Genomic DNA, 22559 nt, shown 5'->3' with positions numbered 1-22559 from the left:
TCTCCTGACGGGGCTGTCTGAGGGCCGGAAACGGGCAGGGGTGTGCCCGGTGTCCGCCCTAGACGCGCAGCAGGACGCCGAGGTCCACGGGGGTCGGCGGGGCCGCCCGGGGCGGTGCGCGGCCGGGTGCCGGGGCCGCCAGGAGCCGGTCGACGGCGGCGGCGGCCTGGGCGCCCGGGGCTTCGAAGAGGGCGGGCATCAGCTCGTACGAGAGGAAGCTGCGCGGCGGCGAGGAGGGCTGCCCGGTGCCGTGCCCGGAGACCGGCTTGCACCCGGGCGCGTCGTCCCGGACCTCGAAGGCCGCCGGCGCCGCCCGGCCCTCCGCCCCCGGCACCGCGCCGGCCGGACCGCACAGCAGCAGCCCGACCGCCAGCACCAGGACGGCGATCAGCCGGCTCAGGGGGGCGACGGACAACACGGGGGCCTCTCGGGGCGGGTACGAGCGAGCTCTGCCGGGACGTCACAGCGCCCACCCCCCGAGGGTACGCGCCGGTGTCCGCCCCCCGGGCGCACCCGGCCGCGCCCCCGGACGCGAGGACCGGGGAGGGCTGGAGAGGACCAGAGAGGACCAGAGGGGGCGGAGAGGACCAGAGGGGGCCGGAGAGGACCGGAGCCGCGGAGGACCCGCATCGCCCCCCACCGAAATGGGTTCGCCATGAACAGACCGGGAGTGAGATCCTGGACCAGGTATGTCTACTTCCCTCGCCGACCTCCAGGCCACCCTCGCCCAGAGCTCGCTCCGTGACGCACACCGCCTCGGCCGCCGTCTCGAAGGCGCCCGTCGTATCCGCAAGCCGGAGGCCCGGCAGGCCGTCCTGGACGAGATCGCCGCCGAGGCGGAGAAGTCCGCCGCCAAAGTGGCCGCCCGCGCCGCGCGGGTGCCCCCGGTCACGTATCCCGAGACCCTCCCCGTCAGCCAGAAGAAGCAGGACATCGCCGACGCGATACGCGACCACCAGGTCGTGATCGTCGCGGGCGAGACCGGCTCCGGCAAGACGACGCAGATCCCCAAGATCTGCATGGAGCTGGGCCGGGGCGTCCGGGGCATGATCGGGCACACCCAGCCCCGCCGCATCGCCGCCCGCACGGTCGCCGAACGCATCGCGGACGAGCTGAAGACCCCCCTCGGCGAGGCCGTCGGCTGGAAGGTCCGCTTCACCGACCAGGTGAACCAGGAGTCGACCTTCGTCAAGCTCATGACGGACGGCATCCTGCTCGCCGAGATCCAGACCGACCGCGAACTGCGCGCGTACGACACGATCATCATCGACGAGGCCCACGAGCGAAGCCTCAACATCGACTTCCTGCTCGGCTACCTCGCCCAGCTCCTCCCCCGGCGCCCCGACCTCAAGGTCGTCATCACCTCCGCGACGATCGACCCGGAGCGCTTCTCCCGCCACTTCGGCGACGCGCCCATCGTCGAGGTCAGCGGACGCACGTATCCCGTCGAGGTCCGCTACCGCCCCCTCCTGGAGGAGGAGGGCGACGACTCCGACCGCGACCAGATCACCGCCATCGCGGAAGCCGTCGAGGAGCTCCAGGCCGAGGGGCCCGGCGACATCCTGGTCTTCCTCTCCGGGGAGCGGGAGATCCGTGACACCGCCGACGCCCTGAACAAACGCAAACTGCGCCTCACCGAGGTGCTCCCGCTGTACGCCCGGCTCTCCCACGCCGAGCAGAACCGCGTCTTCCAGCGCCACACCGGCCGCCGCGTCGTCCTCGCCACGAACGTCGCCGAGACCTCCCTCACCGTCCCGGGCATCAAGTACGTCATCGATCCCGGCACCGCCCGCATCTCCCGGTACAGCCACCGGACCAAGGTGCAGCGGCTCCCGATCGAGCGGATCTCCCAGGCCAGCGCCAACCAGCGCAAGGGCCGCTGCGGCCGTACGTCCGACGGCATCTGCATCCGCCTGTACTCCGAGGACGACTTCCTCACCCGCCCGGAGTTCACGGACGCCGAGATCCTCCGTACGAACCTGGCCTCCGTCATCCTCCAGATGACCGCCGCCGGGCTCGGCGAGATCGAGAAGTTCCCCTTCATCGACCCGCCGGACCACCGCAACATCCGCGACGGCGTCCAGCTCCTCCAGGAGCTCGGGGCCCTCGACCCGAACGAGAAGGACCCCAAGAAACGGCTCACCCAGCAGGGCCGCAAGCTCTCCCAGCTGCCCGTCGACCCCCGCCTGGCCCGCATGGTCCTGGAGGCCGACAAGAACGGCTGCGTGCGCGAGGTGATGGTGATCGCCTCCGCGCTCTCCATCCAGGACCCGCGCGAGCGGCCCGTCGAGAAGCAGCAGCAGGCCGACCAGAACCACGCCCGGTTCAAGGACGAGACCTCCGACTTCCTCTCGTACCTCAACCTCTGGCGCTACGTCCGCGAGCAGCAGAAGGAGCGCGGCTCGTCCAGCTTCCGCCGGATGTGCAAGCAGGAGTACCTCAACTTCCTGCGCATCCGGGAGTGGCAGGACATCTACGCCCAGCTCCGCTCGGTCGCCAAGCAGATGGGCATCCACCTCAACGAGGAGGACGCGCCGGAGACCTCCGTCCACACCTCCCTGCTCGCGGGCCTGCTCTCCCACATCGGCCTCAAGGACACCGACAAGAACGAGTACCTGGGGGCCAGGAACGCCAAGTTCGCGATCTTCCCCGGGTCCGCGCTCTTCAAGAAGCAGCCCCGCTTCGTCATGTCCGCCGAGCTGGTCGAGACCTCCCGCCTGTGGGCGCGGGTGAACGCCAGGGTCGAGCCCGAGTGGATCGAGCCGCTCGCCCAGCACCTGCTGAAGCGCACGTACAGCGAGCCGCACTGGGAGAAGGACCAGGCGGCCGTCATGGCGTACGAGCGGGTGACGCTGTACGGCGTCCCGATCGTCGCCCAGCGCAAGGTGAACTACGGACGCATCGACGCCGAGGTCTCCCGCGACCTCTTCATCCGCAACGCGCTGGTCGAGGGCGACTGGCGCACGCACCACAAGTTCTTCGCCGACAACCGCAGGCTCCTCACCGAGGTCGAGGAGCTGGAGCACCGGGCCCGCCGCCGCGACATCCTGGTGGACGACGAGACGCTGTTCGACTTCTACGACCAGCGCATCCCCGAACACGTCGTCTCCGGCGCGCACTTCGACTCGTGGTGGAAGCACAAGAAGCGCGAGGAGCCCGAACTCCTCGACTTCGAGCGCGAGATGCTCATCAACGAGAAGGCCGCGGGCGTCACCAAGGACGACTATCCGGACCACTGGCGGCAGGGCGCGCTGAAGTTCAGGGTCACCTACCAGTTCGAGCCCGGCGCGGACGCGGACGGCGTGACCGTCCACATCCCGCTCCAGGTGCTCAACCAGGTCACCGACGAGGGCTTCGACTGGCAGATCCCGGGCCTGCGGGAAGAGGTCGTGACCGAGCTGATCCGCTCCCTCCCCAAGCCGGTCCGCCGGCACTACGTGCCCGCGCCGAACTACGCGCAGAAGTTCCTGGACCGCGCGGTCCCGTTGCAGGAGCCGATCCACTTCACGCTGGCCCGCGAGCTCCAGAAGATGGTCGGGGTGCCGGTCTCCGCGGCCGACTTCGACCTCTCCCGCATCCCGGACCACCTGCGCGTCACGTTCCGCATCGTCGACGAGCGCCGCAAGAAGCTCGCCGAGGACAAGGACTTGGAGGCCCTGCGGCTGAAGCTCCGCCCCAAGGCCCGGCAGGCCCTCTCCAAGGCGGCGGCGGCCACCGCCGAGCGCTCGGGCGGCGGGACCATCGAGCGCACCGGCCTCACCGACTGGACCATCGGCACGCTCACCAGGGTCTTCGAGACCAAGCGGGCCGGGCAGCCGGTGAAGGCGTACCCGGCGCTGGTCGACAAGGGCGCCTCGGTCTCCGTGCAGCTCTTCGACTCCGAGGCCGAGCAGCGGCAGGCGATGTGGGCCGGCACCCGCCGCCTGATCCTGCTCAACATCCCGGTGAACCCGGCGAAGTTCGCCTCCGACAAGCTCACCAACCAGCAGAAGCTGGCCCTGTCCAGCAACCCGCACGGCTCCGTCCAGGCGCTCTTCGACGACTGCGCCATGGCCGCCGCGGACAAGCTGATCGCCGACCACGGCGGCCCGGCCTGGGACGAGGAGTCCTTCCGGAAGCTGTACGACAGGGTCCGCGCCGACCTCGTGGACGCGACGGTACGGACCGTGGGCCAGGTCCAGCAGGTGCTGGCCGCGTGGCAGGCCTGCGAGCGCCGCCTGAAGTCGACCAGCAGCCCCGTGCTGCTGGCCAACCTCGCCGACGTGCGCAGGCAGCTGGACGCCCTGATGCCCGCGGGCTTCGTCACGAAGACCGGCCTGAAGCGGCTGCCGCACCTGATGCGCTACCTGGTGGCCGCCGACCGGCGCCTCCAGCAGATGCCGACCGGCGCCCAGCGCGACACCGCGCGCATGGAGAAGGTCCACGAGATGCAGGACGAGTACGCCTGGCTCCTGGAGCAGCTCCCGCAGGGGCGGCCGGTGCCGCCGGAGGTGCGGGAGATCCCGTGGATGATCGAGGAGCTGCGGGTCAGCTACTTCGCGCACGCCCTGGGCACCGCCTATCCGGTCTCCGACAAGCGGATCGTGAAGGCGATCGACGCGGCGGCCCCGTAGCGGGCCGCCCGGTCCGAGCGGGTTCGACTGCACCCTCTGACCTGCTGTACAGTCTGACTCGCAGCAACACGCAGACACCTGCGGAGCGGCTGCGGAGCAAGGTCCTGTGGAGCAGTTTGGAGTGCTCGCCACCCTGTCAAGGTGGAGGCCGCGGGTTCAAATCCCGTCAGGACCGCAGTGATGGAAGCCCCGATCCTTTTGGATCGGGGCTTTCGCGCGTCTTGACGGCGGCACCTGCCACCGGTACCCCGGAGACCAAGGGATTTCGGTCCCCGGTCGGGCGGAGGTGCGCATGGCGGCATCCACGGAGAAGCACGAGACACGGGCCCTGCTGCGCGCCCACCTGGCGGCGGCCCAGAACTACCGGCACCGCACCGGGAGGTGCCCGGTCTGCCTGCGCCTGCTGCGGCTGGCCATGGCCGAGCAGCACGTCGAGGAGTACGAGTACGAGTACGAGTACGGAGCGGGGTACGGAGCCGGGTGTCCGGCCGAGGACGAGGACGGAACGGCTCAGGACGAAAGTCCCCCTGTTCCATGACCATCGCCCCGGGATCGGACCCGCCGCCGGTGGCAGGCTCCATCGTGAGGGGCGCCCTGTCGTGTGACGGGCGTCACGGAAACAGTTTGTAGGACGGGGTGCGCTTATCCCCGCCCTACAAGTCGTCAATTTAATATGTGCAATTGCACCCTCTCCGGCAGGCCCGCTCCGGCCTCCCCGGACCTCCCCGCGGATCACCTCCCGAGCCCTCCCCGGGTCACGGCCGCAGGCGGCACTCCAGCCCTCGGAGCGCGGCTCACAGCCCCCCGGAGGCCCGAGGCGCACACAGGGGCCGCCCACGGGCCTCCAGGGGCCGGCCGGGGCCGGGCGGGGTCCGGTGCGGCCCGGGCGCAAAAAAATCGCGCCGGACTCGGCGGAGTCCGGCGCGATCATCGGCAGCCACCCGTTGGGGCGGGCGCGTGCCGAGAGGTACTCGGGGTGGTGCAAGGGCGGGCCAACGGCCCGAGTTGGGGGACTCGGGTCCGAATTGCCCTGATATTGCGGGGTGTTGCCCTGTCATGCCGTTACTGCGGGTAAAGCGGTGACGCGAATGCTGTGACTCAATAAAGCGTGTGAAGCGGTAGTGCCAGGTAATGCGATGCCTCAGGCCTCGCTGCGCTGCTGCGGGATACCCGCGAGCAGTGCGCGGACCTCGGCCTCGCGGTAACGCCTGTGCCCACCCAGCGTGCGGATGGACGTGAGCTTCCCTGCCTTTGCCCAGCGGGTCACCGTCTTCGGGTCCACGCGGAACATCGTGGCGACCTCAGCCGGGGTCAGCAGCGGCTCGGCGTCAGGGGTGCGAGCGGTCATGAGCGGCCTCCTCGGGAGAACCGAACCTTCACGGTTCTTTCCTCTAAATTCTGCACCTTGACCCGCGTTGCCCGAAATGGCGGACGCGGGCCGAGTCGGTTATAGGACGAACGGCTTGTCCTCGGCACTACAACTACACCATCCGTCCAGCCGTGTGGGCCAAACCGACGGAATTGCCCTCTGAGGTGTTCATCCGCGACGGAAGCCGATGGACCATGCCATAGCGGACAGTTACGTCACAGTGACGATCAGTCACAGAGCGATCGGGAGTCGTCAGACCCCCCATAGCGAGCAATACCGAGCATTCCGCCCTTAGTTGGACGGAAGGAGCCCTCTCCGGACTCCTTGTCCTATTTTGACACGAGGGCGGGGGATGGGCGCAAGGGGCAGATAAGTGTGGTCCGTCACGCTTGACACAAAAGCCCGGATCAGGACGTAGGTCCCGACCCACCTGTCCATCCGTCCTCACATGTCACACGCACCACATCACGGTGTGGTTCAGATAAAGCTCAGGTTTTGCTCAAATCGTGTGCAGTATTCAGCATTCAGCCATCCGGAACGACCGAAAGTCGCCCTCCGCACCACGGAAACGGGACTCCGCCCTCCGGAAGGGGAGCGGGCCTCAGTTGGCGAACTGCCGGTGCCTGACCGCCCGCCACCGCTCCGCCAGCCGCTCGTACGCCGCCGCCGCGCCCTCCGCGTCACCGGCCCGCAGCGCCCCTATGCCCTCGGCGACGTCCGCCGCCGACCGGTCCTCGGCGAGCTGCGTCTCGTCGAGCACGTGGGTGAGGCCCCCGTAATCCAGTTCGACGAGGGAACGCGGGTGGAACTCCTCCAGCCACCGCCCCACGTCCACCAGACCCGTCACCAGCGGACCCTCCCGCCCCTCGCCCTCCTGCTGCCGCAGCGTCCGCAGGCCCCGGGCCACCCGCCGCCTGGCCTGCACCATCGGCGTCCGGTAGCGCAGCCGCGCCGCCTGCTCGCCGTCCGCCCCGGCGAACTCCCGCTCCTCGTCCCCGAAGAGCACGAACCACCGCACCGGCACCTGCCACACCGAGGTCCTGATCCACGGCCGCGCGTCCGGGTTCCGCTCCCGCCAGCGCGCGTAGTCCGCGCTCGCCTGCCGCCGTACGAGAGGGGGCAGCACGGCGTCCAGGAGGGCCGGCGGGTAGTGCTCGGGCAGTTCCTCCAGGGCCTGCCAGCCGCGCAGCCGGGTCCGCCACGGGCAGACCACCACGACCCCCTCGGCCTCGGCCACGTACGCGTCGCCGCTCTCGTGCACCGGCACCGCGACCGGCGGGGTGGGCAGCAGGTCGGCCAGGGCCGCGCGCAGCTCGTCCTGTCCGGTGGGCAGGACGGGGCGACGCGCGTAGCGGGCCCAGTGGGTGCGCTCGGGTTCGGGGAAGGCCGCCAGCGGTTCGTACACCCGCAGGGACGACACGTACGGGACGATCACCGATGACGCCAGGGGCACGCGTCTGCTCCTCACCTACGGCCGCCGTGACGGCTCGACTGCGGACCGGAAGCAAATCGTCCCACGGGGGTAGTCGGAAAGGGGGTGATCTCGGGCACCGGCCCTCGGCAACGGGCCCTCAGGCCCTACGCTCATGCCCACCGGCCCTCTCCACCCGCAAGAGGGCTTCACCGCCTCGTACTTGGGAGTCACCACCGTGACCGCATCTTCCGACGGCGTCCTGCACACCCTGTTCCGCTCGGAGCAGGGAGGCCACGAACACGTCGTGCTCTGCCAGGACCGCGCCTCCGGCCTCAAGGCCGTCATCGCCCTGCACAACACGGACCTCGGTCCCGGCCTGGGCGGCACCCGCTTCTACCCGTACGAGAGCGAGGCGGCGGCCGTCGCGGACGCCCTCAACCTCTCGCGCGGGATGAGTTACAAGAACGCCCTGGCCGGGCTCGACCACGGCGGCGGCAAGGCCGTGATCATCGGCGACCCGGAGCAGATCAAGACGGAGGAACTGCTGCTGGCGTACGGCCGGTTCGTGGCCTCGCTGGGCGGGCGGTACGTGACGGCGTGCGACGTCGGCACGTACGTCGCCGACATGGACGTCGTCGCGCGCGAGTGCCGGTGGACCACCGGCCGCTCCCCCGAGAACGGCGGCGCGGGCGACTCGTCCGTGCTCACCGCCTTCGGCGTCTTCCAGGGCATGCGCGCCTCGGCCCAGCACCTGTGGGGCGACCCCACGCTGCGCGGCCGTACGGTCGGCGTCGCCGGCGTCGGCAAGGTGGGGCACTACCTGGTGGAGCACCTGCTGGAGGACGGGGCGCAGGTCGTGATCACCGACGTGCGCGAGGACTCGGTGCGCCGGATCACCGACCGGCACCCGCAGGTGCGGGTGGCCGCCGACACCGACGCGCTGATCCGGGTCGAGGGCCTGGACATCTACGCGCCCTGCGCGCTGGGCGGTGCGCTGGACGACGCGACGGTGCCGGTGCTCACCGCCTCCGTCGTCTGCGGCGCGGCCAACAACCAGCTCGCGCACCCGGGGGTGGAGAAGGACCTCCAGGACCGGGGCATTCTGTACGCGCCCGACTACGTGGTGAACGCGGGCGGGGTCATCCAGGTCGCCGACGAGCTGAACGGCTTCGACTTCGACCGGTGCAAGAAGAAGGCCGCGAAGATCTTCGACACCACACTGCAAATCTTCGCACGTGCGAAGGAAGAGGGTGTTCCGCCGGCCGCGGCGGCCGACCGGATCGCCGAGCAGCGGATGGCCGAGGCGCGCGCCCGGCGCTGACGGCGGGGCCCGGCCCGCCGTGGGGGAGACATGGCTCACCCCCCTCGGCGGGTCGGGCGTCAGGAAGGGGCTAAAATCGCGGTTGACCAGCGGGGACGGGGCTCCCCGCGGGCTGTGCTTCGAGGTGTCTCCTGCGGGCGGCGTACCGTATGGCCAAAGAAGCAGGTACCGTTGAAGTCCTGCGGACCGGTCTCTTCACGGAGAGCCCGTTCCCAACCATGAACGCGTGTCAAGACTCTGGGGCCGTCGAGCCCCGTCACCGAGGGGGTCGAGCCATGGGGCGCGGCCGGGCAAAGGCCAAGCAGACGAAGGTCGCCCGCCAGCTGAAGTACAGCAGCGGCGGGACTGACCTGTCGCGTCTGGCCAGTGAGCTGGGCGCTTCGACTTCGCAACAGCCGCCGAATGGCGAGCCGTTCGAGGACGATGACGAGGAAGACGACCCGTACGCACAGTACGCGTCGCAGTACAACGACGTGGACGACGACGATGAGTCGGGTCCTTCGTCGCGGCGCCGGGGCGCTTGACGCTTCGGTTCCGGTGCGGCCGGTTCGGTTTTGGCAGTTCTGGCGTTCGTACACCTCGAACATTTTCATAAGGTTTGAGCAGTTCCACCGGACCCGGTCCGGGACGAGAGTCCCGGGCCGGGTTCTGTGCGTCGTGTCGCCGTGCCGGTGGGGCACGGCGCCCGGCCAGGTGGGACACGGCCGGGCGACTGTGTCCTACTTCGCGTAGTCGCCGGTCAGCCCGGCGCCTTCGCGGTGGTCGCCGCGGGCCAGGATCTCTCCGGCCACCCAGGACTCGACGCCCCGGTCCGCCAGCGTGGCCAGCGCGACGTCGACCGACTCCTGCGGAACGACGGCGATCATGCCGACGCCCATGTTGAGGGTCTTCTCCAGCTCCAGGCGCTCGACCTTGCCCGCCCGGCCGACGACGTCGAAGACGGCGCCGGGGGTCCAGGTGGAGCGGTCGACCGTGGCGTGCAGGTGGTCGGGGACGACACGGGCCAGGTTGTTGGCCAGGCCGCCGCCGGTGATGTGGCTGAACGCGTGGACCTCGGCGGTGCGGGTGAGGACCAGGCAGTCCAGCGAGTAGATCTTGGTCGGCACCAGGAGTTCCTCGCCGAGCGTGCGGCCGAACTCGGGCACCTCGCGGTCGAGGGCCCAGCCGGCGCGGTCGAAGACCACATGCCGTACGAGCGAGTACCCGTTGGAGTGAAGACCGGAGGAGGCCATCGCGATCACCGCGTCGCCCTCCCGGATCCGGTCCGCGCCCAGCAGCCGGTCGTACTCCACGACACCGGTGCCCGCGCCCGCCACGTCGAAGTCGTCCGGGCCCAGCAGGCCCGGGTGCTCCGCCGTCTCGCCGCCGACCAGGGCGCAGCCGGCCAGCACACAGCCCTCGGCGATGCCCTTGACGATGGCGGCGACGCGGTCCGGGTGCACCTTGCCGACGCAGATGTAGTCGGTCATGAACAGCGGCTCGGCGCCGCAGACGACGAGGTCGTCCACGACCATGCCGACGAGGTCGTGGCCGATGGTGTCGTACACGCCGAGCTGGCGGGCGATGTCGACCTTCGTGCCGACGCCGTCGGTGGCGGAGGCGAGGAGCGGACGCTCGTAGCGCTTGAGGGCGGAGGCGTCGAAGAGACCGGCGAACCCGCCGAGGCCGCCGAGGACCTCGGGGCGCTTCGTCTTCTTCACCCACTCCTTCATCAGCTCGACGGCGCGGTCGCCGGCTTCGATGTCGACGCCTGCGGCTGCGTAGCTGGCACCGGTGGTCTCAGTCTTCTCAGACATGGGGAGGTGAGAACTTTCGTGTCGTACAGCGAGGGTGTGGCGGGCCGGCTACGGGCGACGGAGCGCTTCGGCGGCGGCCGTGCCGGCCACTCCCGCCGCGAGCTCGGTCTCCAGGAGCTGCTTGCCGAGGAGCTCCGGGTCGGGGAGTTCCATGGGGTACTCGCCGTCGAAGCAGGCGCGGCAGAGGTTCGGCTTGTCGATCGTCGTCGACTCGATCATGCCGTCGATGGAGATGTACGCGAGCGAGTCGGCGCCCAGCGAGGTGCCGATCTCCTCGATGGTCATCCCGTTGGCGATCAGCTCGGCGCGGGTCGCGAAGTCGATGCCGAAGAAGCACGGCCACTTCACGGGCGGCGAGGAGATCCGGATGTGGATCTCCGCCGCGCCCGCCTCGCGGAGCATTTTCACCAGGGCGCGCTGGGTGTTGCCGCGGACGATGGAGTCGTCCACCACGACCAGGCGCTTGCCCTTGATGACCTCGCGCAGCGGGTTGAGCTTCAGACGGATGCCGAGCTGGCGGATGGTCTGCGAGGGCTGGATGAAGGTCCGGCCGACGTAGGCGTTCTTGACGAGTCCCGAGCCGTACGGAATTCCGCTGGCCTCGGCGTAACCGATCGCGGCGGGAGTGCCGGATTCGGGCGTAGCTATGACGAGATCGGCCTCGGTAGGGGCTTCCTTGGCCAGTTTGCGTCCCATCTCGACCCGGCTGAGATAGACGTTGCGGCCCGCGATGTCGGTGTCGGGGCGCGCGAGGTACACGTACTCGAAGACACAGCCCTTGGGCTTCGCTTCTGCGAATCGGGAGGTACGGAGACCGTTCTCGTCGATCGCCAGCATCTCGCCCGGCTCGACCTCGCGGACGTAGCTGGCTCCGCAGATGTCGAGGGCGGCGGACTCGGAGGCCACCACCCAGCCGCGCTCCAGGCGGCCCAGCACCAGCGGGCGGATGCCCTGCGGGTCGCGGGCCGCGTAGAGGGTCCCCTCGTCCATGAAGACGAGGGAGAAGGCGCCCATGACCTGGGGGAGCACCTTTGCGGCGGCCTCCTCGACGGTCAGCGGCTTGCCGTCGTCGTCGGTCTGGCCCGCGAGGAGGGCCGTGACCAGGTCGGTGTCGTTGGTGGCCGCCACCTGGGTGGCGCGGCCGTTCTCCTTGGGGAGACCGGCGACCAGTTCGGCGAGGTGCGCCGTGTTGACCAGGTTTCCGTTGTGGCCCAGCGCGATCGAGCCGTGCGCGGTGGCACGGAACGTCGGCTGCGCGTTCTCCCACACCGAGGCTCCGGTGGTGGAGTAGCGGGCGTGACCGACCGCGATATGGCCCTGGAGGGAGCCGAGAGAGGTTTCGTCGAAGACTTGCGAGACCAGTCCCATGTCCTTGAAGACCAGGATCTGCGACCCGTTGCTTACTGCGATTCCCGCGGACTCTTGTCCCCGGTGCTGCAGTGCATACAGTCCGAAATAGGTGAGCTTGGCGACCTCTTCGCCGGGAGCCCAGACACCGAAGACGCCGCAAGCGTCCTGGGGGCCTTTCTCACCGGGGAGCAGGTCGTGGTTGAGTCGTCCATCACCACGAGGCACGCAACCGAGTGTAGGCGAGACCGAGCACTGGTCCGAATTGGGGATGCGCGAGGGCCCTGACCCGGGACGAAACGGTCCTGCTGAGGCCCAGGTCAGGGCCGGGGCGAGGGGGGGCGGGACCTAGGGGGCGGCGGTGGCCTCCAGACCTGCTCCGGCGGGGCTGGTGAGGGAGAGGGCGCGGCCGTCCACCGTGTAGGACACCGTGCCGGTCAGCACCTTCAGGATCTTCTTCTCGACCTCGCCGGCCGCCCCCTGGCACATCCTGCGGGTCGTCGCGACGCGTCCGAGGACGAGCTTGCCGCCGCTCTCCTTCGCCGTGCCGGTCAGGGAGTTGCAGCCGGTGCGGCCGCTCAGCGAACCGTCCTTGCCGAAGGTCAGGTGGGCCTTTCCGGCGAGGTCGGCCGGCACGGTGGACGCGGTGCTTCCGCCGTCACCGCCACCGCCGTCGCCGCCGCCACCGCCGTCGACGGTCTTGCGGTCGGAGAAGGAGGTGACGGTCCACCTGGTCCCGGCGAGCGGGGCCGCCGGCTCCTTCTTCGGGCGGGAGGTCAGGGCGAGGGTGTCGCCCGTGGCGGTGGTCAGCGTGAGCCGGTCGCCGTCCACGGCGGCCTTCAGCGGCTCCTTGAAGGCCTTGCGCATCGCCAGCTCGAAGTCCTGGACGTCACAGGCCATCTGGGTCGACAGCAGTTTGTCGAGGGTGACCGTGTCGCCCTTCACCGTGGCCCGTCCGGTGAAGGAGTTGCAGCCGTAGTTGCCCTTGACCGCGCCCTTGTCGTCGATCTGCACGAAGGTGTTCTCGGGCGCGGCGGCCTTCCGGCCGTCCGCCGTCGAGCTCTCGACCGTCCAGCGCACCCCGGTCAGCGCCAGGTCCGGCTGCACGGTGCCCTGCCCCGCTCCCTGCCCGGCGCTCTTCCTGTCGCCGCCCGGGGTGGTCTCCGTACCGCAGGCGGTCAGCGCGAGGAGGGCCGCGGCGGTGACGGGCACGCCCAGCGACTTCAGCCTCGTGAGCTTCGGCGTACTGGGCTTCGGCGTCCTGGGCTTCCGCGTCGTGAGCTTCGGCGTCTTCTGCATGCCGCTGTGACGGAACGGGGGACGGCTCCGGTTCCACTTCCTCCGCGGCAGGCGTTCCCCCTCATCCCAGAATTGGCAGCACTCCCATCAGATCAGCACGCTCGCCACTGGCCTTGACCTGCGCGTTCTCGACGGCGGCGGCCCATTGTGCACGTCCTGTGGCCAGCCGCACCCAGGTCAGCGGGTCGGTCTCCACCACGTTCGGCGGGGTGCCCCGGGTGTGCCTCGGGCCCTCGATGCACTGCACCACCGCGAACGGCGGGATCCGCACCTCGGTGGAGGCTCCGGGAGCCTTCACCGCGAGGGCGTCGGCCAGCAGCCGGGTGCACGCGGCGAGGGCCTGCCGGTCGAACGGGACCTCGACGCCGGCGGCCCGCGCCAGGTCGTCGCTGTGCACGACCAGCTCGACGGTGCGGGTGACCAGGAAGTCCGCGAAGCGCATCGCGCCGACCCGGGTGGGGACGACGCGGTCGCCGTCCGCGCCGGGGAGCGCTTCGGCGACGGCGGCGGCGGCCCTCGCGTACAGCTCGGCGACCGGCACGTCCGCGGCGGGCCCTGCGGTGTCCTCGGCCGTCCCCTCCGCGTCCTGGGCGCTCCCCGCCCCGTCCTCGGAGATCCGTGCGCCGTGCTTCGCCATGGCGAACGGCCAGTCCAGCAGGCCCACTTCGGCGGCGCCCCGCGCCGGCTCCGCCAGGCTCCGCACGGCCGACTCCAGCGCCGTCGGCACCCGCGCGGCCAGCTCCCGCACCGACCGCTCCCCCACGCCGCCCGGCCGCGCGAGCTGCTCCTCGGAGAGCCCCTCGACGACCTCCCTGACCAGCTCGAACTGGGCGAGCACGGCGGCCCGGATCTTCACCGGGTCGTAGGCGCGCGGCTTCTTGCGGCCGGGCGTGGAGCGAGCGTTCTGTGCCATGTCCCCGAGGTTAGAGGAGGCCACTGACAGCGGCCCCGCGCACCGCACGGGTGCGGCCCCGTCCCCGGTCACCCCGGGACGGGGCCGCACGCGCGAGAACGCCGAACCGGCGGGACTCAGGCCAGCAGGGCCGGAATCGTCGCCTCGTGCGCGTCCTTCAGCTCGCTCAGCGCGATGCTGAACTGCCCCTGGACCTCGATCTCGTCGCCGTCCACGACACCGATGCGCGTCACGGGCAGACCGCGCGCCCCGCACATGTCGTTGAAGCGGAGCTCCTCGCTGCGCGGGACCGACACGACCGCACGGCCCGCCGACTCCGAGAACAGGAAGACGAACGGGTCGAGCCCGTCCGGGACGACCAGCCGCGCGCCCTTCCCGCCCCGCAGGCAGGACTCGGTGACGGCCTGGACCAGCCCGCCGTCGGAGAGGTCGTGGGCGGCGTCGACCATTCCGTCGCGCGAGGCCGAGATCAGGATGTCGGCGAGCAGCTTCTCGCGCGCCAGGTCGACCTTCGGCGGCATCCCGCCGAGGTGGCCGTGCACGACCTCCGACCACGCGGACCCGCCGAGCTCCTCGTGCGTGTCGCCGAGGAGGTACAGCAACTGCCCCTCCTGCGCGAACGCCATCGGCGTGCGGCGCGCGACGTCGTCGATCACACCGAGGACCGCGACGACCGGCGTCGGGTGGATCGCGGTCTCACCGGTCTGGTTGTAGAGGGAGACGTTGCCGCCGGTCACCGGAGTCCCCAGCTCCAGGCAGCCGTCCGCGAGACCGCGGGTGGCCTCGGCGAACTGCCACATCACGTCCGGGTCCTCGGGGGAGCCGAAGTTGAGGCAGTCCGAGATGGCGAGGGGCTTCGCACCGGTCGCCGCGACGTTCCGGTACGACTCGGCGAGCGCGAGCTGGGCGCCCGTGTACGGGTCCAGCTTGGCGTAGCGCCCGTTGCCGTCCGTCGACATCGTGACGCCGAGGCCGGTCTCGGCGTCGATGCGCACCATGCCCGCGTCCTCGGGCATGGCGAGCACCGTGTTGCCCTGCACGAAGTGGTCGTACTGCTCCGTGATCCACGCCTTGGAGGCCTGGTTGGGCGAGGCGACCAGCTTGAGGACCTGCTCGCGCAGCTCGGCGCCGTCGGTCGGCCGGGCCAGCTTGTTCGCGTCGTCCGCCTGGAGGGCGTCCTGCCAGGAGGGACGCGCGTACGGCCGGTGGTACGTCGGGCCCTCGTGGGCCACGGACCGCGGCGGCACGTCCACGATCTGCTCGCCGTGCCAGAAGATCTCGAGCTGCGAGCCGTCGGTCACCTCACCGATGACGGTGGCGATGACGTCCCACTTCTCGCAGATCTCCAGGAAGCGGTCGACGTGCTGCGGCTCGACGATCGCGCACATCCGCTCCTGCGACTCGCTCATGAGGATCTCCTCGGGCGAGAGGGAGGAGTCGCGCAGCGGCACGGTGTCCAGCTCGACCCGCATGCCGCCGGACCCGGCCGAGGCCAGCTCCGAAGTGGCGCAGGAGAGACCGGCGCCGCCCAGGTCCTGGATGCCCGCGACCAGCTTCTCCCGGAAGATCTCCAGGGTGCACTCGATGAGGAGCTTCTCCTGGAAGGGGTCGCCGACCTGGACCGCGGGACGCTTGGCGGGCTTGACGCCCGCGGCGTCAGCCGCTGATGCATCCGTGAAGGTCTCCGAGGCCAGCACGGAGACGCCGCCGATGCCGTCGCCGCCGGTCCGGGCCCCGTACAGGATGACCTTGTTGCCGGGGCCGGAGGCCTGCGCGAGGTGGATGTCCTCGTGCCTCATGACGCCGATGCAGCCGGCGTTGACCAGCGGGTTGCCCTGGTAGCAGGCGTCGAAGACGACCTCGCCGCCGATGTTCGGCAGGCCGAGGCAGTTGCCGTAGCCGCCGATGCCCGCCACGACGCCCGGCAGGACGCGCCTGGTGTCCGGGTGGTCGGCCGCGCCGAAGCGCAGCGGGTCCACCACCGCGATCGGGCGGGCGCCCATCGCGAGGATGTCGCGGACGATGCCGCCGACGCCGGTGGCCGCGCCCTGGTAGGGCTCGATGTACGAGGGGTGGTTGTGCGACTCGACCTTGAAGGTGACCGCGTAACCCTGGCCGACGTCGACCACACCGGCGTTCTCGCCGATCCCGACGAGCATGGCGTCGTTGGCCGGGACCTTCTCGCCGAACTGCTTGAGGTGGACCTTGCTGCTCTTGTACGAGCAGTGCTCGGACCACATCACCGAGTACATGGCGAGCTCGGCGCCGGTGGGACGGCGGCCGAGGATCTCGCGGATCTTGGCGTACTCGTCCTCCTTGAGGCCGAGTTCCTTCCAGGGCAGCTCGACGTCGGGCGTCTCGGCCGCGTGCTTGACGGTGTCGAGGCTCATGCGGTGACCAGCTTCTTCAGGATCGAGGTGAAGAATCCGAGCCCGTCGGTACGGCCCGTACCGATCAGGGGCTCGACGGCGTGCTCGGGGTGCGGCATCAGACCGACGACGTTGCCCGCCGCGTTGGTGATGCCGGCGATGTCCCGGAGCGAGCCGTTGGGGTTCACGTACGCGCCGGTGGCCCCGTCGTCGGGCAGGTAGCGGAACGCCACCCGGCCCTCGGCCTCCAGCTCGTCGAGCGTGCGCTCGTCGGCGACGTACCGGCCGTCCATGTTCTTCAGCGGTACGGAGATCTCCTGGCCCTGCTCGTAGTCGAGGGTCCAGGCGGTCTCCGCGTTCTCCACCCGCAGCTTCTGGTCGCGGCAGATGAAGTGGAGGTGGTTGTTCCGGAGCATCGCGCCGGGCAGCAGGTGGGCTTCGGTGAGGACCTGGAAGCCGTTGCAGATGCCCAGGACCGGCAGGCCGGCCTTCGCCTGCTCGATGATCGTGTCCATCACGGGCGAGAAGCGCGAGATGGCGCCGGCCCGCAGGTAGTCGCCGTAGGAGAACCCCCCGGCGAGGACCACCGCGTCGACCTGGTGGAGGTCCTTGTCGCGGTGCCAGAGGGACACCGGCTCGGCCCCGGCGAGGCGGACGGCGCGCAGCGCGTCCTGGTCGTCGAGCGTGCCGGGGAAGGTGACGACGCCGATGCGGGAAGTCACTTCTCCTCCTCCACCTTCACGGTGAAGTCCTCGATGACGGTGTTGGCGAGGAACGTTTCGGCCATCTCGTGGATGCGGGCGAGGGCGGCCTCGTCGACCGGCCCCTCCACCTCCAGCTCGAAACGCTTCCCCTGGCGGACGTCCGCGATTCCCTTGAAGCCGAGACGGGGCAGTGCACGCTGCACCGCCTGTCCCTGCGGGTCGAGAATCTCGGGCTTGAGCATGACGTCGACTACGACGCGTGCCACTGGCACTCCCGGTGTGGTGTGGTGCTTAAGGCGGTTTCCCCAGCGTACCCGCCCAAAAATTCTACGCGGGTAGATATCATCCCGAACGATCACGTTCCGGTATCGGCGCCGACCGCGCGAGGAAAAATCAGGGAAAAAAGCAGCGCCCCGCATTGCCCTCGGACACGCGGACGGAATTGACTGGGCTTCACAATGCAATGCCTCCCCCTGTACAAAGGAATACAAGGGAAAGCAGCATTGCGTTCGCCTTGCTTCAAACCCGCAGGAAGGCCGCCATCGCCGCACGTCAGCGCGGTGACATCGGTCTCCTGCCGGTACTCGTCCGCCAGGAAGGACCGATATCCGTGGCTCAACGCACAGTGGTCACGCTCTTCGACGACATCGACGGAGGAGAAGCAGCGGAAACGGTGACCTTCGGCCTCGACGGGAAGTCGTACGAGATCGACCTCAATCCCGCCAATGCAAAGAAACTGCGCGCGGCGCTGAAGCCCTACGTGGCGGCGGCGCGAAAGCACGCGAAGTCGGGCAATGTGTACCGGCACACCGCGGTGGCCCCCGACCCCGCCGCCGTGCGCGCCTGGGCCCGGTCGCACCGGATGGAGGTGCCGGCCAGGGGCCGCATCCCGAAGAAGGTCTACGAGGCGTTCACCGAGGCGTCCTGACGAGAACGCGCCATCGGCCGCGCACGACGGCGTCCTGACGGAGCGACAGGTCTCCGGGCGGTCCGCCCGGGGCCGCGGGAACCGATTTGCATCACACCCCGGTACCTGGGCTAAAGTCTGGAGCACGCCGAAGGGCAAGGCCGCAGGGCCTCGCCTCACGCAGCGTGCGGGTGTAGTTCAGTAGTAGAACATCCCTCTTCCAGAGGGAAGGCGCAGTGTGCAATTCCTGTCACCCGCTCTGCATCGCCTGAACCGGTTTCCGGAAGCCCCGGAGCATCGGGTAGGGTGAGCAAGCACCACCAAGCACCACCCCTTGCGGACGTAGCTCAGTTGGTAGAGCGCAACCTTGCCAAGGTTGAGGTCGCCAGTTCGAACCTGGTCGTCCGCTCCAGAAGTCAGAAGGCCCCAGTCGTCGCGACTGGGGCCTTCTGCGTTCCCCCGACCGTTCACGACCGGCCGCCCATGACCGATCCGCTCATGACATTTGTCATCGGGAGTCATGACAGCGCGCACTGCCCCCGGGCCCGGGCCGGCGGGAGCCTTGGGACATGACCACCAACGCAGAGCTTGTCATCGACGTCGAGGGGCTCCGGCGGACCTACGCCGGAGGGTTCGAGGCCGTCCGTTCCGTCTCCTTCTCCGTGGCACGCGGCGAACTCTTCGCACTGCTGGGGACGAACGGCGCGGGCAAGACCTCCACGCTGGAGCTGCTGGAGGGCCTGGCCGCACCGAGCGGCGGTTCCGTCCGGGTGCTGGGCCACGACCCGTACACCGAGCGCACGAAGGTGCGCCCGTACGTCGGCGTGATGCTCCAGGAAGGCGGTTTCCCCGCCCAGTTGACGGTGCTGGAGACCGCGCGGATGTGGGCGGGCTGCACGAGCGGGGCGCGTCCGGTGGAGGAGGCGCTGGAGCTGGTGGGTCTCGGCAGGCGTCACGCCGTACGCGTGGTCCAGCTCTCCGGCGGTGAGCGGCGGCGGCTGGACCTGGCCATGGCGGTGCTCGGACGGCCCGAGGTGCTCTTCCTGGACGAGCCGACCACCGGTCTGGACGCCGAAGGACGGCGGGAGACCTGGGAGTTGGTGCGGGAGCTGCGGGAGCAGGGCACGACCGTGCTGCTGACGACGCACTACCTGGAGGAGGCCGAGGAGCTGGCCGACCGGCTGGCGATCATGCACGGGGGCCGGATCGCCGCCGAGGGGCGGGTGGACGAGGTCGTGGCCGCGCATCCGTCGCGGATCAGCTTCGAGCTGCCGGACAGGTACCACATGGGGGACCTGCCGCCGCTCGGGCATCTGGGCGTCACGGAGCACCGACTGACCGGCCGGAACGTCCAGTTGATGATGCCGGCCCTGCAACGGGCGGCCACCGGGCTGCTGGTCTGGGCGGAGTCCGCGGGGGTGGAGCTGCGCGGTCTCGACGTGCGGTCGGCCTCGCTGGAGGAGGCCTTCCTGCACATCGCGCGGGACGCGAAGGCAACGGCGGACACGACGACGAAGGAAGAGGTGGCGGCGCGATGAGCACGACGACGCTGAAGCAGGGCGCACCCGGAACGGCCGCGGCCGCGACGCTCACCACGGCCGCGGGCCGGATGAGGGCCATGGCGCGGGCCGAACTCACCCTGCTGGGACGGAACAAGGCCAGCCTGGTCATGATCCTGGTGATGCCGGTCGTCCTGACCCTCTCCTCCCTGTCGGTCGCCAAGGGCATGGACCTGGAGAAGTACGGGCTGTCGCTCGGCACGATGCTCATCCCGACGGCACTGACGTACGTGATGATCGGCAGCATCTACACCACGCTGGTCGGCACCTACGTCACCCGGCGCGAGGAACTGGTGCTCAAGCGGCTGCGGACCGGGGAACAGGGCGACATCGAGATCCTGGCGGGCACCTCCGTCGCCGCGCTGGTGGCGGGGCTGGTGCAGAGCGTGCTGCTGCTGGCGGCCGGGGTGCTGCTGCTGGACGCGGAGACGCCGTCCAACGTGCTCTTCGTGGTGGCGGGCATCGTGCTCGGGATCGGGCTCGCGGTGCTGCTGGCGATCGCGACCACGGCGTTCACGAAGAGCGCGGAGGGGGCGCAGCTCACCATCGCGCCGGTGATGTTCCTGTCGATGTTCGGCTCCGGGCTGTTCTTCCCGCTGGAGGCCCTGCCGGACACCGCCGCACGGATCTGCGAACTGCTGCCGTTCTCCCCGGTGGTGGAGCTGATGCGGGGCGGCTGGTCGGGCGGGCTGACCTGGGCCGGGGCGCTGGGCGACGTGGTCGTCGTGGCGGCCTGGACCGTACTGTCGGTGTACACGGCCAAGAAGCGGTTCCACTGGGAGCCGCGGCGGTAGGACACCGGCCCCCGTCCCGGTCCGGGGCGGGGGCCGGTTCCGAGGACGGAGACGGGGATGAAGGGCTTCTGGCGGGGGCGCAGCAGGGCCGCGAAGATGGACCTGTACATGCGGGTGACGATGTACTCGCTGCCGTGGTTCATGTGCCTCGGCGTCATGAGCCCCTTCGGCGGTCATCTCGTCCGGGAGCCGGGTCCGGTCGCGCTGGCGCAGGGGCTGATGGCGCTGGCCCTGGTGCAGACCGTGCTCTCCATGCACGCCGTCAGGCGCAGTTTCGCCCACCGGCTGCACGGCGCGCCGGCCCCGTGGCGGACCGGCGCGGTGTCCCTGGTGCTGGGTGTCGCCTTCCTCGTCCTGGCCGTGACGCTCCAGGCCACCGGCGGGCTCAGTGCGGGCGGTGACAGCGAGTCGAACTACGTCCTGATGGTGATGTTCGGCCTCAGCACGACCGCTGTCTCCCTGTGCGCCCTGTCGACGGCGCTGCGGCTGACCGTGGGAACGGTCGCGGCGGCGGTGCTGACGGGCGTCGTCGTGGGAACGGTGACGGGGGACCGCCCCCTCGCCGCGGCCACCGGGGTCACGATCGTCCTGGCCGGCCTCTACGGGCTGGGCGCCTTCCGCTCCACGCTCTGGTTCATGTCGCTGGTCTGGCAACTGGACCGGGCCCGGGACACCGAGGCCCGGCTCGCCGTCGCCGAGGAGCGGCTGCGGTTCGGGCGGGACCTGCACGACGTGATGGGCCGCAACCTGGCCGTCATCGCGCTCAAGAGCGAGCTCGCCGTGCAGCTCGCCGAGCGGGGCAGGCCCGAGGCGGTGGCGCAGATGGCCGAGGTGCAGCGGATCGCGCAGGAGTCGCAGCGCGAGGTGCGGGCGGTCGTGCGCGGGTACCGTCAGGCCGATCTGCGCAACGAGATCGAGGGCGCGCGCGGGGTGCTGGCCGCCGCCGGGATCAGTTGCGTCGTGGCGGACGGCCTCGCCGCCGAGCTGCCGCCCGGCGTGCAGTCGGCGCTCGGCTGGGTGGTCCGGGAGACCACGACCAACGTCCTGCGGCACGGGAACCCCCGGGTCTGCACCCTGCGGCTGACCTCGGACGGGGTGCGGGCGGTACTGGTCGTCGAGAACGACGGGGCCGCGGCCGGGGCGACCGTGAGCTCCGCCGGATCGGGCCTCGCGGGGCTGCGCGAGCGGCTCGCCGCGGTGGGCGGCACGCTGGTCGCGGGGGCCGCCGAGGACGGCCTGTTCCGGGTGCGGGCGCAGGTTCCGCTGTCCGCGCCGGACGACACCGACGCACGTACCGGAGAGGAAGGCGAGGGCATGGCCCGGCGAACAGCGGCACCCCGCACGAAGGGGCTCCTCAGGCGTTCGGGCGCGGCGGGGGCGGATGCCGCGTGAGCGCCGTACGCGTACTGCTCGCCGACGACGAGCACCTGATCCGGGGGGCGCTGGCCGCGCTGCTCGCGCTGGAGGACGACCTGGAGGTGGTCGCGGAGGCGGCGACCGGTCCCGAGGCGCTGGCCATGGCGCTCCAGCACCGGCCGGACGTGGCGGTGCTGGATCTCCAGATGCCGGGGCTGGACGGTGTGGCGGTGGCCACATCGCTGCGCACCGGACTGCCCGACTGCAAGACCATGATCGTGACCAGTCACGGGCTGCCGGGGCACCTGAAGAGGGCGCTGGAGGCGGGGGTGCGGGGGTTCGTGCCGAAGACCGTGAGCGCTCAGCGGCTGGCCGAGATCATCCGTACCGTGTGCGCCGGAAACCGTTATGTGGACCCGGAGTTGGCGGCCGACGCGATCGCGGCCGGGGACTCGCCGCTGACCGCGCGGGAGGCCGAGGTGCTGGAGCTGGCGGCGCACGGGGCGCCGGTCGCGGAGATCGCCGAACGGGCCGCGCTGAGCCGGGGGACCGTACGGAACTACCTGTCGTCGGCGGCGTCGAAACTGGGGGCGGAGAACCGGCACGCGGCGGTGCGTCTCGCACGCGAGCGGGGTTGGGTATAGTTGTCCTCGCGCCACGGCGCAACGCGGACGTAGCTCAGTTGGTAGAGCGCAACCTTGCCAAGGTTGAGGTCGCCAGTTCGAACCTGGTCGTCCGCTCCGAAGGAAGAAGGCCCCGGTCATCGCGACCGGGGCCTTCTTCGTGCGCTGCGGGGCC

General features: G+C 70.4%; 19 protein-coding genes and 4 tRNA genes. 13 read left to right on the top strand and 10 right to left on the bottom strand.

What is annotated here, in order from left to right; genetic code table 11:
- Positions 1-58: 58 nt before the first annotated feature.
- On the bottom strand, positions 59-418 hold the full coding sequence (locus ACIP93_RS04405; RefSeq protein ID WP_401755497.1) for a hypothetical protein: 360 nt from the start codon (positions 416-418) through the stop codon (positions 59-61).
- Between the two features lie 271 nt (positions 419-689).
- On the opposite strand from ACIP93_RS04405, the gene hrpA reads away from it, so the two are divergent.
- The 3 genes from hrpA to ACIP93_RS04390 all read left to right on the top strand — a co-directional run bounded on the left by hrpA (position 690) and on the right by ACIP93_RS04390 (position 5151).
- A complete protein-coding gene (gene hrpA / locus ACIP93_RS04400; protein WP_345220577.1) occupies positions 690-4613 on the top strand; it encodes an ATP-dependent RNA helicase HrpA in 3924 nt (1307 codons plus the stop codon).
- 100 nt (positions 4614-4713) lie between these two features.
- A tRNA-Asp gene (locus ACIP93_RS04395) sits at positions 4714-4788 on the top strand.
- Between the two features lie 117 nt (positions 4789-4905).
- Entirely contained in the window at positions 4906-5151 is a 246-nt protein-coding gene (locus ACIP93_RS04390; protein WP_401755494.1) for a DUF6274 family protein, read from the top strand.
- A 603-nt stretch (positions 5152-5754) separates the two neighbouring features.
- Here ACIP93_RS04390 and bldC read toward each other — a convergent pair.
- Positions 5755-5961 carry a developmental transcriptional regulator BldC gene (bldC, locus tag ACIP93_RS04385; RefSeq protein ID WP_003949541.1) on the bottom strand — a complete coding sequence of 69 codons (207 nt, stop codon included), beginning with the start codon at positions 5959-5961 and terminating at the stop codon, positions 5755-5757.
- Positions 5962-6583: 622 nt separating this feature from the next.
- Positions 6584-7435 (bottom strand): hypothetical protein, encoded by an 852-nt coding sequence (locus ACIP93_RS04380; RefSeq protein ID WP_401755491.1) that lies wholly within the window; start codon positions 7433-7435, stop codon positions 6584-6586.
- A 196-nt stretch (positions 7436-7631) separates the two neighbouring features.
- Between ACIP93_RS04380 and ACIP93_RS04375 the strand changes: the two genes are divergently transcribed.
- Together ACIP93_RS04375 and ACIP93_RS04370 are read left to right on the top strand one after the other, a co-directional pair.
- Positions 7632-8717, top strand: a complete 1086-nt coding sequence (locus tag ACIP93_RS04375; protein ID WP_345220583.1) for a Glu/Leu/Phe/Val dehydrogenase dimerization domain-containing protein — start codon at positions 7632-7634, stop codon at positions 8715-8717.
- A 275-nt stretch (positions 8718-8992) separates the two neighbouring features.
- Positions 8993-9241: a DUF3073 domain-containing protein gene (locus ACIP93_RS04370; RefSeq protein WP_345220585.1), complete on the top strand. Its 249-nt coding sequence runs from the start codon at positions 8993-8995 to the stop codon at positions 9239-9241.
- A gap of 195 nt (positions 9242-9436) precedes the next feature.
- On the opposite strand, the gene purM is transcribed toward ACIP93_RS04370, so the two are convergent.
- From purM to purS, 7 genes are all read right to left on the bottom strand, one after another.
- Positions 9437-10513 (bottom strand): phosphoribosylformylglycinamidine cyclo-ligase, encoded by a 1077-nt coding sequence (gene purM, locus ACIP93_RS04365; RefSeq protein ID WP_401755488.1) that lies wholly within the window; start codon positions 10511-10513, stop codon positions 9437-9439.
- 48 nt (positions 10514-10561) lie between these two features.
- A complete protein-coding gene (purF, locus tag ACIP93_RS04360; RefSeq protein WP_401755485.1) occupies positions 10562-12088 on the bottom strand; it encodes an amidophosphoribosyltransferase in 1527 nt (508 codons plus the stop codon).
- Between the two features lie 120 nt (positions 12089-12208).
- A complete protein-coding gene (locus tag ACIP93_RS04355) occupies positions 12209-13072 on the bottom strand; it encodes an META domain-containing protein (protein WP_401755482.1) in 864 nt (287 codons plus the stop codon).
- 148 nt (positions 13073-13220) lie between these two features.
- The gene (locus tag ACIP93_RS04350; protein WP_401755480.1) at positions 13221-14072 is read right to left on the bottom strand and encodes a sterol carrier family protein; all 852 of its coding nucleotides are present in this window, start codon (positions 14070-14072) and stop codon (positions 13221-13223) included.
- A gap of 116 nt (positions 14073-14188) precedes the next feature.
- A complete protein-coding gene (gene purL / locus ACIP93_RS04345) occupies positions 14189-16462 on the bottom strand; it encodes a phosphoribosylformylglycinamidine synthase subunit PurL (RefSeq protein WP_401755477.1) in 2274 nt (757 codons plus the stop codon).
- A complete protein-coding gene (gene purQ, locus ACIP93_RS04340; RefSeq protein WP_345220601.1) occupies positions 16459-17163 on the bottom strand; it encodes a phosphoribosylformylglycinamidine synthase subunit PurQ in 705 nt (234 codons plus the stop codon). Before purQ ends, purL begins: the two co-directional genes overlap by 4 nt.
- Entirely contained in the window at positions 17160-17411 is a 252-nt protein-coding gene (gene purS, locus ACIP93_RS04335) for a phosphoribosylformylglycinamidine synthase subunit PurS (RefSeq protein ID WP_266651644.1), read from the bottom strand. Before purS ends, purQ begins: the two co-directional genes overlap by 4 nt.
- Positions 17412-17755: 344 nt before the next feature.
- Here purS and ACIP93_RS04330 point away from each other — a divergent pair, with 344 nt between their 5' ends.
- The 8 genes from ACIP93_RS04330 to ACIP93_RS04295 all read left to right on the top strand — a co-directional run bounded on the left by ACIP93_RS04330 (position 17756) and on the right by ACIP93_RS04295 (position 22501).
- Entirely contained in the window at positions 17756-18073 is a 318-nt protein-coding gene (locus ACIP93_RS04330; protein ID WP_345220606.1) for an Lsr2 family protein, read from the top strand.
- A 166-nt stretch (positions 18074-18239) separates the two neighbouring features.
- Positions 18240-18311, top strand: a tRNA-Gly gene (locus tag ACIP93_RS04325).
- A 77-nt stretch (positions 18312-18388) separates the two neighbouring features.
- A tRNA-Gly gene (locus tag ACIP93_RS04320) sits at positions 18389-18464 on the top strand.
- A 157-nt stretch (positions 18465-18621) separates the two neighbouring features.
- The gene (locus tag ACIP93_RS04315; protein ID WP_401755472.1) at positions 18622-19590 is read left to right on the top strand and encodes an ABC transporter ATP-binding protein; all 969 of its coding nucleotides are present in this window, start codon (positions 18622-18624) and stop codon (positions 19588-19590) included.
- Positions 19587-20405 (top strand): ABC transporter permease, encoded by an 819-nt coding sequence (locus ACIP93_RS04310; RefSeq protein WP_401755469.1) that lies wholly within the window; start codon positions 19587-19589, stop codon positions 20403-20405. The genes ACIP93_RS04315 and ACIP93_RS04310 overlap by 4 nt, the downstream gene beginning before the upstream one ends.
- A 57-nt stretch (positions 20406-20462) precedes the next feature.
- Entirely contained in the window at positions 20463-21797 is a 1335-nt protein-coding gene (locus ACIP93_RS04305; RefSeq protein WP_401755466.1) for a sensor histidine kinase, read from the top strand.
- Complete coding sequence (locus ACIP93_RS04300) at positions 21794-22405, top strand: response regulator transcription factor (RefSeq protein WP_345220615.1); 612 nt, start codon at positions 21794-21796, stop codon at positions 22403-22405. The genes ACIP93_RS04305 and ACIP93_RS04300 overlap by 4 nt, the downstream gene beginning before the upstream one ends.
- A 23-nt stretch (positions 22406-22428) precedes the next feature.
- Positions 22429-22501, top strand: a tRNA-Gly gene (locus ACIP93_RS04295).
- Positions 22502-22559 lie beyond the last annotated feature (58 nt).

This window comes from Streptomyces sp. NPDC088745 (genome assembly GCF_044751045.1).
In the GTDB taxonomy this organism is placed as follows: domain Bacteria; phylum Actinomycetota; class Actinomycetes; order Streptomycetales; family Streptomycetaceae; genus Streptomyces; species Streptomyces cremeus.
This window is presented reverse-complemented; position numbering and strand designations above follow the sequence as displayed.